General features: G+C 71.0%; 10 protein-coding genes. 6 read left to right on the top strand and 4 right to left on the bottom strand.

What is annotated here, in order from left to right; translation table 11 throughout:
• The first annotated feature begins 26 nt into the window (after positions 1-26).
• Together ACGFIK_RS07380 and ACGFIK_RS07375 are read left to right on the top strand one after the other, a co-directional pair.
• Positions 27-545, top strand: coding sequence for a MarR family transcriptional regulator (locus ACGFIK_RS07380; RefSeq protein ID WP_327024959.1), 519 nt, complete (start codon positions 27-29; stop codon positions 543-545).
• Positions 546-551: 6 nt separating this feature from the next.
• On the top strand, positions 552-2,234 hold the full coding sequence (locus ACGFIK_RS07375; RefSeq protein WP_393338255.1) for a CocE/NonD family hydrolase: 1,683 nt from the start codon (positions 552-554) through the stop codon (positions 2,232-2,234).
• 73 nt (positions 2,235-2,307) lie between these two features.
• On the opposite strand, the gene ACGFIK_RS07370 is transcribed toward ACGFIK_RS07375, so the two are convergent.
• Positions 2,308-2,511 (bottom strand): cold-shock protein, encoded by a 204-nt coding sequence (locus tag ACGFIK_RS07370; RefSeq protein WP_327024961.1) that lies wholly within the window; start codon positions 2,509-2,511, stop codon positions 2,308-2,310.
• Positions 2,512-2,750: 239 nt separating this feature from the next.
• Between ACGFIK_RS07370 and ACGFIK_RS07365 the strand changes: the two genes are divergently transcribed.
• On the top strand, positions 2,751-3,359 hold the full coding sequence (locus ACGFIK_RS07365; RefSeq protein ID WP_393338253.1) for a DedA family protein: 609 nt from the start codon (positions 2,751-2,753) through the stop codon (positions 3,357-3,359).
• A 19-nt stretch (positions 3,360-3,378) separates the two neighbouring features.
• Here the strand turns inward: ACGFIK_RS07365 and ACGFIK_RS07360 are convergent, their stop codons facing one another.
• The gene (locus ACGFIK_RS07360) at positions 3,379-4,032 is read right to left on the bottom strand and encodes an MBL fold metallo-hydrolase (RefSeq protein ID WP_393338250.1); all 654 of its coding nucleotides are present in this window, start codon (positions 4,030-4,032) and stop codon (positions 3,379-3,381) included.
• 6 nt (positions 4,033-4,038) lie between these two features.
• Positions 4,039-4,755 (bottom strand): maleylpyruvate isomerase family mycothiol-dependent enzyme, encoded by a 717-nt coding sequence (locus ACGFIK_RS07355; RefSeq protein WP_357529784.1) that lies wholly within the window; start codon positions 4,753-4,755, stop codon positions 4,039-4,041.
• 167 nt (positions 4,756-4,922) lie between these two features.
• On the opposite strand from ACGFIK_RS07355, the gene rsgA reads away from it, so the two are divergent.
• The 3 genes from rsgA to ACGFIK_RS07340 all read left to right on the top strand — a co-directional run bounded on the left by rsgA (position 4,923) and on the right by ACGFIK_RS07340 (position 9,923).
• A complete protein-coding gene (gene rsgA / locus ACGFIK_RS07350) occupies positions 4,923-5,936 on the top strand; it encodes a ribosome small subunit-dependent GTPase A (RefSeq protein ID WP_357529783.1) in 1,014 nt (337 codons plus the stop codon).
• A 376-nt stretch (positions 5,937-6,312) separates the two neighbouring features.
• The gene (uvrA, locus tag ACGFIK_RS07345; RefSeq protein WP_393338247.1) at positions 6,313-9,327 is read left to right on the top strand and encodes an excinuclease ABC subunit UvrA; all 3,015 of its coding nucleotides are present in this window, start codon (positions 6,313-6,315) and stop codon (positions 9,325-9,327) included.
• A 119-nt stretch (positions 9,328-9,446) separates the two neighbouring features.
• Positions 9,447-9,923 (top strand): Rieske (2Fe-2S) protein, encoded by a 477-nt coding sequence (locus ACGFIK_RS07340; RefSeq protein WP_327024967.1) that lies wholly within the window; start codon positions 9,447-9,449, stop codon positions 9,921-9,923.
• A 100-nt stretch (positions 9,924-10,023) separates the two neighbouring features.
• Here ACGFIK_RS07340 and ACGFIK_RS07335 read toward each other — a convergent pair whose 3' ends face one another.
• Positions 10,024-13,287, bottom strand: a complete 3,264-nt coding sequence (locus ACGFIK_RS07335) for a penicillin acylase family protein (RefSeq protein WP_393338244.1) — start codon at positions 13,285-13,287, stop codon at positions 10,024-10,026.
• Between the last annotated feature and the right edge of the window lie 49 nt (positions 13,288-13,336).

Here is a 13,336-nt window from a genome sequence, read left to right as displayed (position 1 = left end):
AGCGGCGCGACGTGGCAGGGCACGGGATGTACCGGCGGCGTGAAACCCGGCGGGAGATGTTGGTCGCGGAGATCACCGCCGAGTTGCGGCGCTACTGCGTGGAGGCCCAGCACGTCGGGCACGCCTTCGCCGGTCAACACGGCCTCAACGGCACCGACCTGCAAGCGTTGATCGCCGTGATGGACGCCGAGCTGTCCGGCGAGCCGATCACCCCCGGTCGACTGGCCGAGCACCTGGACCTCTCCTCGGGCTCCGTCACCGCCCTGATCGACCGGCTGGAACGCGCCGGGCACCTGCGGCGCGACCGGGACACCACCGATCGGCGCAAGGTGCTGCTGCACTACGCGGAGCAGGGGGCCACGGTCGCCCGGGACTTCTTCCGCCCCCTCGGTCAGCGCACCGATGTGGTGATGGACGAGTTCCAGGACGAGGAGTTGGAAGTCGTGTACCGGTTCATCACCGCCATGGGGGTGTCCCTGCGGGAACACCGCGACGCGGTGCGCGACGCCCGGCCCACCCCACCCCCACGGCATCGGGCGGGTTGAGGGCCCGTGCTGGAACGGCTGGCCTCCCGACTCGCCGGGGTCGCGTTGCGGCTGCCCCGGGCCCGTACCCGAAGGATCACCGTCACCCGGGACATCCCGGTCCGGGCCAGGGACGGGGTGATCCTGCGCACCGACCACTACGCCCCCGCCCTGGCCCAGGCCCCCACCGTGCTGATCCGGACCCCGTACGGCCGGGGCGGGCCGATGCGGCTGCTCTGCCGGATCGCCGCCGAGCAGGGATTCCATGTGGTCATCCAGTCCTGTCGGGGCACCGGTGGCTCCGGCGGGGTCTTCGATCCCTTCGTCCACGAGCGCGAGGACGGGCTGGACACCCTCGACTGGATGCGCCGGCAACGGTGGTGGTGCGGCGCCTTCGGCATGTTCGGCGCCAGCTATCAGGGCTTCGTGCAGTGGGCCCTGGCCGCCGACGCGGGGGAGGAGATGCGGGCCATGGTGGCGGTGGCCACCGCCTCCTCCACCCGTGACTCCACCTACGCCGGGGAGTCCTTCGCCCTGGACACCGTCCTGACCTGGGTGGAGTTGCTGCAGGCGCAGACCGTGCCGTGGCTGGCCCGGCAGTGGGAACTCAAACGGGGCCAGCCCCGACTGCTCGCCGCCCTGTCCCACCTGCCGCTGGTGGAGGCCGACCGGGTGGCCACCGGGGTCACCGTCCCGTTCTTCCAGCAGTGGCTGCGCCACCACACCCCGCAGGCGGACTACTGGCGTGCCCGGGTCTTCGACGACCGGCTGGACCTGGTGCGGGCGCCGGTGGCGATGGTCAGCGGCTGGCACGACATCTTCCTGCCGGCCCAGTTGAGCGACTACACCGCGTTGCGGGCCCGGGGCGCCCAGCCCCGGCTGATCATCGGGCCGTGGACCCACGGCAGCCCCGGACTGTACGTCGCGGCCCTGCGCGAGGGCCTGGGCTGGCTCGGCACCCACCTGCCGACCGACGACACCGACCGAGGCGCCACGCAGCCGACGGACGGCCCGGTGCGGGTACACGTCGGTGGGGTCGGCGGCGGCTGGCGTGACCTGCCGGACTGGCCGCCCTCGGCGCAGACCACCGACTGGTATCTGCATCCGCACTCGGCCCTGCGTACCTGCCCGCCGGTGCCGTCCTCGCCGGACGGATTCTTCTACGACCCGGCGGATCCGACCCCCTCCCTGGGGGGTGCGCTGCTGGTGGCTCAGCGGGCCGGAGCGGTCGACAACCGGCCCGTGGAGGCCCGGCCCGACGTGCTGACCTGGACCAGCGAGCCGTTGACCAGCCCGCTGGAGGTGATCGGGCCGGTACGCGCACAGATTCATGTACGCAGTGAACTCGACTACTTCGATGTGTTCGTGCGACTGTGCGACGTGGACCGGCAGGGGCGATCCTGGAACATCTGCGACGGCCTGGTCCGGGTCGATCCGCAGCGGTTGCCGGCCGACGGCTCCGGCACGGTGGCGGTCACGGTGCAGATGTGGCCGGTGGCCCACCGGTTCGCCGTCGGGCACCGGCTGCGGCTCCAGGTCTCCGGCGGGGCCCATCCTCGGTACGCCCGCAACCCGGGCACCGGGGAACCCCTCGGGGCGGCCGTGACCTTGCGGGGTGGCTATCGGGAGATCCTGCACGATCCGGAGCGTCCCTCCGCAGTGGTCCTCCCGATCGTCGGGTCCGCCGCACAGCCTTCGACCGACGGATAAGGGCATCCGGCGGTCCGGAAAGCTCGGGTTACGGGTGGCGGCGGTCGGTCCCGACCGCCGCCACCGACACCGGTTACAGCGGACGGACGTTGTCCGCCTGCGGACCCTTCTGTCCCTGGGTCACGTCGAACTCGACCTTCTGACCCTCGTTCAGCTCCCGGTAGCCACTGCTGGCGATCGCCGAGTAATGGACGAACACGTCGGGTCCGCCGCCGTCCTGCTCGATGAATCCGAAGCCTTTTTCCGAGTTGAACCACTTCACGGTGCCGGTTGCCATGCGTTCTCTCTCCCTGTCCAGCAGACGACCCCCGGTCACATGCCGGTGATCGTCCGATACTTTCCCGACATTAGCCGGTGAAATGCAGATTTGCCGGGTGAAGCGCCTGAGGTGTCGGCGAGGCGTCGACACAATCCGCTCCCCGAGGGGGGTTCAGGGAGGCCCCGGAGGTGAATCCGGGGCAATGTCGGGTGGAAATCTGATGTCCGTGGTGGTGATCAGGCCATAGCGTACGGGGTATGGCAGACGAGCTGGCCCAGGTTGGAGAGTTACCCATCGCCGGCCTGATGGCCCTGCTCGGGGTGGTCATGCTCTTCGACGCGGTGCCACTGTTCGGGGTCCTGGTCCCCGGTGACGTGGCCGTGCTCGCCGCGGTGGCCGTCGGAACGCCCGGCACCGGCCTGGCGACCTTCGTCGCCGTGGTCACCGGATGCCTGGTGGGCTGGTCCATGACCTTCCTCGTCGGCCGACACTGGGGCGAGCGGCTGCGGCACAGCCGGTTCGGTGCCTGGGTCGGCGAGCCCCGCTGGGTGGCGGCCGAACGCATCCTGCGCCGCAACGGCGGTCGACTCGTGCTGGTAGCGCCCTTCCTGCCGGTGTTCAACGCGCTGCTGCCGCTGGCGGCGGGCGGCCTGCGCATGTCGTACCCACGGTTTCTCGGGTTCGCTGCCCTCGGCGCGGGCGCCTGGGCCGGTCTCTACCTGGCGGTGGGCACCGCCTCGCGGTCCCTGGCCGGGCTGCTGCCCAGCGGTACGAGCCCGCTGCTGGTCACGATGGTCGGAGGTCTGGTGCTGGCCGCCGTGGTGCTGCTCGGCACCCGACGCCGGCTGCGTGCGGTGACCGGCTGACCTCCGACCATCCCCCGGGTCACCAGCCCCGGGCCCGCCATTCACCCAGCTGGGGGCGCTCCGCACCCAGGGTGGAGTCCCGCCCGTGGCCCGGGTAGAACCAGGTCTCGTCCGGCAGCCGGTCGAACAGCTTGTGCTCCACATCGTCGATGAGGGCGGCGAAGCGCTCCGGATCCTGGTCGGTGTTGCCAATCCCACCCGGGAAGAGACTGTCCCCGGTGAAAAGGTGAGGGACGCCGGCCGGGTCGCGGTAGAGCAGCGCCACCGAACCCGGGGTGTGCCCCTTGATGTGGATGACCTCCAGGGCACAGTCGCCGACCGGCACGGTGTCGCCCTCGGCCAGGGTCTGCGCCTCGATCGGCAGCCCGGCCGCGTCGTCGGCGTGCACCAGCGCGCGGGCACCGGTCTTGGCGACGACCTCCTCCAGCCCCACCCAGTGGTCCATGTGCTGGTGGGTGGTGACCACCGCGGTCAGCCCGGCGTCACCGATCAGTTCCAGCAGCCGGGGTGCCTCGTTGGCCGCGTCGATCAGCACCTGCTCGCCGGTGTCACGGCAGCGCAGCAGGTACGCGTTGTTGTCCATCGGCCCGACCGACACCTTGGTGATGGTCAGCCGGTCGAGTTCGCGTACCGCTGGTGGGCCGCCGGGGGTGACTGCTCCGTCGTAGGTCATCTCTGGCTAGATCCATTCCGGTGGGTCGGGTAGCTGACCATCGGGGGTGACGGTCAGGGTGGTACCTGGGCTGCGGCCGGTCAACCACGCGGCGACCTCGACCGTCGGACCGGAGACGACCGGCGCCTGGGCCCGGTCACCGATGACGAGTTCGTGACTGCCGCCGTCGAAGTGCAGCACCAGCGGCGGCACCCGATCGCGCTCGCCGAGATCGGTGACCACCTCGTGCAGCAGCCGGTGCGCGAAGCTCGGTGACCAGTCCTGTGGGCGGTAACCGGCGGCCAGGTCGACATGGTGGACCTCCAGTTCCCGCAGCCGACGCCAGACCAGCACGGCGGCCGGCAGGGGACCACGCCGGGTCTGCACGGTGGCCGACCAGGCCGGCACCGGCATCGCGGCGACCGCCTCGGCGTACCGGTCGGCGCTGCGGCGCAGATCGTCCAGGTGCTCCTGAGGCGAGCGGAAGGCCCCGGCCTCGATGCCGGCGGCCCGGGCCTCCTCACTGGGGTACATCGGGACCAGGTCGCCGGTGCGGGCCGAGGTGAGGGCGTTGACCAGGGCGTCGGCGTTGCGGGACAGGTGGGCCAGCAGGTGCCCGCGGGTCCACCCCGGCAGCAGGCAGTCCTGCGCCAGATCGGTGGCGTCGAAGCGTGCCGCCGTGCGCAGCAGGCGGGTCGTGGCGTCGTCCACATCACCGCTCAACAGCAGGGGGTCCCGGGTCACGGTTCGACCCTAGCCCGCCGTGCCGGTCGAGTCGCCGGGGAATTCGCTACCGGCTCGGCGCCACCCCTCCTACCGTGAGGAGGTTCGCGGCGCCGGAGCGGAGGAGGTGGTGGTCATGCCGGTCACCGCACCCCTGTATCACCCGCAGCGACCCTGAACGAGGAGACGTGAACATCACCCTTACCGCCCTGGGTTGGGACACCGACCGAGCGGCGTACCTGAGTCGTATCCACACCCCGTACCGTCCCGGCCGGGTGGCCCGGGTCGACCGGGGATTCTGCATCGTACTCACCGAGCAGGGGCCGACCCGCGCCTCCTGCTCCGGTGCCGTCCTGGCCGCCGCCGTCGGCGACCCCACCCGACTGCCCGGGGTGGGCGACTGGGTGCTGCTGGGCACCTGGCCCGACGCGCGGGTGACCGTGGAGGGGGTGCTGCCCCGGCGTACCGCCCTGATCCGGCGCACCGCCGGCAAGGACGCCAGCGGTCAACTGCTGGCCGCCAACCTGGACATCGCCGCCGTGGTGGAGCCGGTGCACCCCACGCCGAACGCCGCCCGCATCGAGCGGCTGCTCTCCCTGGTGCACGAGTCGGGCGCCCGGCCCCTGGTCGTACTCACCAAGACCGACCTGGCCGCCGACCCGGCGGCGGTGGCCGATCAGTTGGCGGCCCTGGCCCCCGGGGTGCCGGTGCTGCCGGTCAGCGCCGAGACGGGCAGCGGCCTGGCACGGTTGCGCGCCGAGGTGGCCCCGGGTGCGACCCTGGGCCTGCTGGGGCCCTCCGGCTCCGGCAAGTCGAGCCTGGTCAACGCGCTGGTCGGGGCTGTGGTCATGCCGATCCAGTCGATCCGTGGGGTGGACGGCAAGGGCCGGCACACCACCACCTGGCGGGCCCTGGTGCCGCTGCCGGGTGGCGGCACCGTGCTGGACACCCCCGGGGTGCGGGCGGTCGGTCTGCTCGACGGCGCCGCCGGCCTGGATCGGGCCTTCAGCGACATCGCCGACCTCGCCACCGGCTGTCGGTACGGCGACTGCGGCCACGACGCCGAGCCCGGGTGCGCCGTGCAGGCCGCCCTGGCCAGCGGCGACCTCTCCACCCGCCGCTGGCAGAACTGGCGCCGCCTGCACCGCGAGATGACCCACGAAACCCACCGCCGCACCACCCGCCCCCGCCGCCCCCACTGACCCACCCCACCCTCGCCCCTCCCACCCCTCCGTGCCTCCCACCCCTCCGTGCCTCTCGCCTCTCGCCCGCACGCCCCGCGCCCTCTAGCCCCGTCGACCTTGCACTTTTGGTCGCCTTAATGCGGCTTATAGGCAGTTATGCCCCGACGGAAAGTGCAAGATCGACGGGCTGGAGGGCGGGGCGGAGGCGGGGCTGAGGGTGCGGGGGGTGGGGAGTGGGGGGTGGGGAGTGGGGGGTGGGGTTGTGTGGCGGGGGGTGGTTGTCGTAGGGCGGGTCTACAGTTGCCGGGGCGCCTTTCCGCGCCGGCACAACCGCTGGGACCACCCTGAAGCGGACAGATCCTCCTCGTCATCCTCACCCGGGAGCACATCGACCGTGGCCGACCGTCTGATCATTCGTGGCGCACGCGAGCACAACCTGCGTGACGTCAGCCTCGACCTCCCTCGGGACGCCCTGATCGTGTTCACCGGGCTGTCCGGGTCGGGCAAGTCGAGCCTGGCCTTCGACACGATCTTCGCAGAAGGGCAGCGCCGGTACGTCGAGTCGCTGTCGTCGTACGCCCGGCAGTTCCTCGGCCAGATGGACAAACCGGATGTCGACTTCATCGAGGGACTGAGCCCGGCGGTGTCGATCGACCAGAAGTCGACCTCGCGCAACCCCCGCTCCACGGTCGGCACCATCACCGAGGTCTACGACTACCTGCGGTTGCTGTTCGCCCGGATCGGGGAGCCGCACTGTCCGGTCTGCGGTGAGCGGATCTCCAAGCAGAGCCCGCAGCAGATCGTCGACCGGGTCCTGGCGATGGCCGAGGGCACCCGGTTCATGGTGCTGGCTCCGGTGGTACGCGGACGCAAGGGCGAGTATGTCGACCTGTTCGGCGAACTCCAGGCCAAGGGGTACGCGCGGGCCCGGGTCGACGGGGTGGTGCACCAGCTCACCGACCCGCCGAAGCTGAAGAAGCAGGAGAAGCACACCATCGAGGTGGTGATCGACCGGCTCAGCGTCAAGCCCAGCGCCAAGCAGCGGCTGACCGACTCCGTCGAGGCGGCGCTGGGGCTCTCCGGCGGTCTGGTCCTGCTCGACTTCGTCGACGTGCCCGAGGACGACCCGGAGCGGGAACGCCGCTACTCCGAGCACCTGGCCTGCCCCAACGACCACCCCCTGGCGATCGAGGACCTGGAGCCCCGGGTCTTCTCCTTCAACGCCCCGTACGGTGCCTGCCCGGAGTGCACCGGCCTGGGCACCAAGAAGGAGGTCGACCCGGAGCTGCTCATCCCCGACCCGGAACGCACCCTGCGGGAGGGGGCGATCCAGCCCTGGGCCACCGGGCACAACCTGGAGTACTTCCTGCGCCTGCTGGAGGCCCTCGGCGAGACCGAGCACTTCGACATCGACACCCCCTGGCGGGCCTTGCCGTCGCGGGCGCAGAAGACCATCCTGCACGGCTCCGGCGACCAGGTGCATGTGCGCTACCGCAACAAGTACGGCCGGGAGCGCTCGTACTACACCGGCTTCGAGGGGGTGGTGCAGTGGATCGAGCGCCGGCACTCCGACACCGAGAGCGAGTGGTCCCGGGAGAAGTACGAGGGCTACATGCGCGACGTGCCGTGTGCCGCCTGTGGCGGGGCCCGGCTCAAGCCCGAGGTGCTCGCCGTCACCCTGGCCGGGCGCAGCATCGCCGAGGTGTGCAACCTGTCCGTGGGTGAGTGTGCCGACCTGCTGGCCGGCATCGAGTTGACCGACCGGCAGAAGTTGATCGCCGAGCGGGTGCTCAAGGAGATCAACGCCCGGTTGCGGTTCCTGCTCGACGTCGGTCTGGACTACCTCTCCCTGGACCGTCCCGCCGGCACCCTGTCCGGTGGTGAGGCGCAGCGCATCCGGCTGGCCACCCAGATCGGTTCCGGGCTGGTCGGCGTGCTGTACGTGCTGGACGAGCCCTCCATCGGGCTGCATCAGCGCGACAACCACCGGCTGATCGAGACCCTGGTCCGGCTGCGCGGGCTGGGCAACACCCTGATCGTGGTGGAGCACGACGAGGACACCATCCGTACCGCCGACTGGATCGTCGACATCGGGCCGGGCGCGGGGGAGCACGGTGGGCGGATCGTGCACAGCGGCTCGGTGCCGGCCCTGCTGGAGAACTCGGAGTCGATCACCGGGGCCTACCTGTCCGGTCGGCGGGAGATTCCGACCCCGAAGGGTCGGCGGCCGCAGACCCCGGGCCGGGAGCTGGTGGTGCACGGTGCCCGGGAGCACAACCTGCGCAACCTGACGGTCAGCTTCCCGCTGGGCCAGCTGATCGCGGTGACCGGGGTCAGCGGCTCCGGCAAGTCGACCCTGGTCAACGACATCCTGTACGCCGTACTGGCCAACCAGATCAACGGCGCCCGGCTGGTGCCCGGCCGCCACACCCGGGTCTCCGGGCTGGAGAACGTGGACAAGGTCGTCGGCGTCGACCAGTCCCCGATCGGGCGTACCCCCCGGTCCAACCCGGCCACCTACACCGGGGTCTGGGACCACGTCCGCAAGCTGTTCGCCGAGACCACCGAGGCCAAGGTGCGGGGGTACGGGCCGGGCCGGTTCTCCTTCAACGTCAAGGGTGGCCGCTGTGAGGCCTGCTCCGGCGACGGCACCATCAAGATCGAGATGAACTTCCTGCCGGACGTGTACGTGCCGTGCGAGGTCTGCAAGGGGGCCCGGTACAACCGGGAGACCCTGGAGGTGCACTACAAGGGCAAGACCGTCTCGGACGTACTGGAGATGCCGATCGAGGAGGCGGCGGAGTTCTTCTCCGCCATCCCGGCCATCCACCGGCACCTCAAGACCCTGGTCGATGTGGGCCTGGGCTACGTGCGGCTGGGCCAGCCCGCGCCGACCCTGTCCGGGGGTGAGGCGCAGCGGGTCAAGCTCGCCTCCGAGTTGCAGAAGCGCTCCACCGGACGGACGGTGTACGTGCTCGACGAGCCGACCACCGGCCTGCACTTCGAGGACATCCGCAAGCTGCTGATGGTGCTGGAGGGGCTGGTCGACAAGGGCAACACGGTGATCACCATCGAGCACAACCTGGATGTGATCAAGAGCGCCGACTGGTTGATCGACATGGGCCCCGAGGGTGGTCACCGGGGCGGCACCGTGCTGGCCACCGGCACCCCGGAGGAGGTCGCCGAGGTCACCGAGAGCCACACCGGGCAGTTCCTGCGTACCGTGCTCAAGCTCGACGGCACGGCCCAGGGCGCGGCGGCGGCCACCGCCCGCGCGGCCAAGGCCAACGGCACCAAGACCACCGGAACCAAGTCGACCGGCACCAAGACCACCGGAACCAAGTCGACCGGGACCAAGACGACCGGGACCAAGGCGCGGGCCGGACGAAAGAGCGTCGCGGCCGGCTGACCGGATGCTCCGCGTAGACACCGCCGGGTGGTCGATCGGGTGAACCGCCAGGCAGAGTGGTGCGGGTTGAGAAAACCTGAGCACGAATCATGCACGGTGGTAGCCGAGGAGGGTGCGGGATGACTGACGACCAGGTGGCGGCCAGGCCGGTACGGACACGGCGGGCCCTGCTGGCCGGTGCGGGTGCGGCTGGCGCGGCGGCGATGTTGGCCGCCTGCGGCGGCGGGGACGACGAGGGCGCGACCACCACCAGCCCGGGTCCGCAGGTGACGAACACCGGCGATGCGGGCGGGGGTGGCCGGCAGGACAGCCAGTCCCTGGCCCGGACCAGCGACATCCCGGTCGGTGGGGGTGCGATCCTGTCCGCCCCGGGGATCGTGATCACCCAGCCCTCGCCGGGGGAGTTCCGTGGGTTCGACCCCAAGTGCCCCCACCAGGGGTGCAACGTGACGACGGTCGAGGGCGGCACGATCAACTGTGTCTGCCACAACAGCCGGTTCTCGATCGAGGACGGCTCGGTCAAGTCCGGTCCCGCCCAGGCCCCGCTGGCCGCCAAGGAGGTCAAGGTCTCCGGCGACCAGATCTCCCTGGCCTGAAACGCCGGCCGGTGGGCCGTCGACGAGACGACCCACCGGCTTCAGAGTGCGGATCCAGCGCGGCCGTGGTCGGGGTTGTCCCCGGCCACGCCGGTAGCGCTCAGTGGGCGTACATGGACAGCTCCCACAGGGAGAAGCCGTAGGAGGTGGCCCGGGTCAGGCCGGTCATCCGTACGTAGCGGGCCTGCTGGGGGGTGAAGGCCACCACATCGGTGCCGCCGTCGCCCGCAGTGGTCGACCAGACCGACCGCCAGGTGTTGCCGTCGGCGGAGACCTCGACCCGGTACGACCGGGCGTATGCTGCCTCCCAGGCCAGCACCACCCGGCCGACCTGCCGCACGCTGCCCAGGTCCACCCGGATCCACTGGTTGTCCGACCAGGAACTGGCCCAGCGGGTACCCAGGTTCCCGTCCACGGCGCGGGCGGCACCGTTGCCGAGTTGGCTGCTGGAGGCGCTGACCGGCCGCCCGGCGGCCAGGTTGGTCAGGTCGTCGCCGCGGCGGGCCGGGAAGGAGACCACCTGCTGGTAGGTGGGTCGGTTCTGCCAGGCGATGGTGGCGTGCTTGATGCCGCCCAGCGGGGACTGGATGATCGCGTCCGCGCACCACTGCTCCCCGGCGGCGCAACTGGCGTCACCCGGGTAGGTGGTGGTGGCCGGGGTGGCCGCCGCCGTGCGCAGGGTGTCCAGCAGAACCTGCCGGCAGGAACCCAGGTTGCCGTTGCCGCAGAAGGTACGCCCCAGACCACCGGCGACCGGGTCACCCAGGACCGTACGCAGGTCCTTGTCGACGTAGCCCCACCAGCCGTACTGGAAGGCCGAGCCCTTGTGGGTCTGTGCCCCGTTGGCCGAGGAGGGCAGGTTCGACACGTCACCCTGTTGCAGGCCGGAGGGTGACTCGTTGATCGGCAGGGTGTTGATCAGGGACTGGTAGAGGTCCGGGCCGAGCTGGTCCCGGAACATCCCCCGGACCAGCAGGGGCCACCAGGCGTCGAAGGTGCGGATCGCCTCGGCGTGCTGGTACACCTTGCTGCCCTTGGCGGTCTCCACCCGCAGCGCCCCGGCCTGCCGCCACGCCTTCAGCCGGCTGATCTCGGCCGCCAGGGCGGTGTCGGTGACCGGCTGGCTCTCCAGCACCCGGATCAGCTCGTCGAGCACCTCCGCACCGCGCAGGTCGGTCAGCCCGGCCCGCTGCACCAACTCGGTGAGGGAGCCTCGGTCGAACTTGCGGCCGGCCGCGATGGCCGCCTTCACCGGCTTGTCCAGCAGGTCACCCCGGTGCACGGCACCGAAGCTGAAGTTGCCGTCGGCCGCCCCGAAGTCCTTGGCCTGCTTGTTGTTCCAACTGATGTAGTAGTCCTGGTCGATCGACTGGGGGTGGGCCGAGCGCGGGGCGTACCGGGCGGTGCGGGTGTCCGGGTTGAAGTCCTGCCACTCGTAGGCCCGCTCGGCCTTCATCGGCAGGTTCGGGTTACTGCCGACGGCCCGCACCGGGTTGAGCCCGGAGTTGAAGTACGCCGACTGGGTGGAGTTGACGTAGAACCAGTTGAAGGCGTACTCGACGTTGTGGGCCGACTCGATGAACGCCGAGGCGGTGCCCATCTGGGTCGGGTCGTTGAACATCTGGAACCCGATCGCCGAGTCGGCCTCCCGCCCGTAGGTGGAACGCAACTGGGTGAAGGCGTGCGGGACCCCGCCGACGGTGCCGCGCCAGGCCACCAGGCCCAGCTTGGTCCGCCAGGCCACCAGCTTGTACGACCCGGCCGGGGTGCTGTCGGCCACGGTGGGGCTCCACCGGTTGACGTGGGACAGCTCCTCCATCGCCAGACACTGGCCCCGGAACAGGTAGTGGGTGCCGGCCAGGGTGGGCGTACCGCCGCCGGGCACGCAGAGCGGCACCGCGTACGTGTCGGTGATGTCGTGGATGGCGGAGGTGGCGCTCCAGGCGTAGTCCTGACCCCGGCCGAGCAGCACGTACAGGTTCAGCCCGGCGAAGGCGGCCCCCCGGGCACTGATGCCGGGGCCCTGCAACTCCTGGACCATCAGCAGTTGCGGGGAGAAGTAGCCGGTCTGCGGCCCGAACACCGCGATCGGGTGGCCGGTGGCGGAGTGCTCGGCGGAGATCACGGCCGCGTTGGACATGCCCCGGTTGGCCGGGGTGATGGTAAGCCCGGACAGCGCAGCGGCCAGTTCGGAGGAGCTGTTGGTGCCGGCGGTGGTGGCGGAGCCGGTGGGGTCGGTGACGACCGGCTCGACCCGGGCGGAGCCCGCGTCGGGCAGCACCACGCTGGGGGCGTCGGGGGAGGCGGCACCGTACGGGAAGCTCTGACCGTCGTGCAGGGTCAGCACGGTCTCGGGATCGTTCTGGCCCCGGAAGCCGTTCCACACCCGGTCGCCCTCGACCGGGCCGTACTTGGCGCGGGCGGCGATGCGGACCAGGGCGGACTGCATCTCGTTGCCGCCTCCGCCGCCGAACAGGCCGCCGACCACCCCGGCGATGGCGATCAGGTCGGTCATGGTGAACGGCTTCGGTCCACCGGCGTTGGTGATCGCATCCATATGACCGGTCAGCACGTACTCGCCGGGGCAGTTGCGGCCGGACATGCAGGTGCCGATGTAGGCGTTGATGCCGGCGATGTACTCCTGCACGTCGGTGTAGAGCTGCTCGCCGCGGGCCCCACCCTTGCGGCGCAGCGCCTCGACCTGGGCGGCCAGGTCGGCCTCGGTGTAGGGGGAGGTACGCCAGACGCTCTGTTCCAGGGCGCGGTTGCCCGGGGCGCCACCGGCGAAGGAGGTCAGGGTGCCCCGGCCGACGTGGCGGAGCAGGTCCATGGTGAACAGCCGGTCCTCGGCTCCGGCGTACCCGGCGCCGTACATGGTGCCGGCCCGGGTGGTGCCGGTGATGTGTGGTACCCCGGTGGCCTTGTCCCGCACGATGCGCACGTCCGAGCGGGGGGAGTAGTCGCGTTCGACCTGGTTGGGGGCGACCCCGAAGGCGGCGTCGTGGAAGAACTCGCCGATCTTGTCCTCGCGCAGTCCGGCGTAGCCGTAGACCAGGTTGGCGTACTTGTCGAGTTGGTCGGCGGAATGCCGGGGCAGGGTGCCGAAGGCCTGGTTGCCGAGGATCTCGACCAGGGTGGCGTTGCCGTTCTGGCCCGGCGGCAGGATCTCGGAGCATTCGCCGAGGCAGTAGTCGTTGCCGGCGAAGGCGCTGGCGACATTCACCGCGAGGGTGCTGGTCGCCGGCGCGGCGGTGGTGGGGGCGGTGGCGGTGGCGCTGGTCGGGACGGCGACCAGCAGGGCGGCGACGGCGATGGCGCCGGTCGCCCCGGCGAACAGCCGGCGGGTGGCGGTGTGACCAGTCATGGCGATCCTCTGTGGACGGGGGCCATCGGACGGGATCATTACGTGAAGA

Source organism: Micromonospora sp. NPDC048871 (genome assembly GCF_043198155.1).
In the GTDB taxonomy this organism is placed as follows: domain Bacteria; phylum Actinomycetota; class Actinomycetes; order Mycobacteriales; family Micromonosporaceae; genus Micromonospora.
The sequence above is the reverse complement of the archived record's forward strand: the minus strand, read 5'-3'. Positions and strand labels throughout refer to the sequence as shown.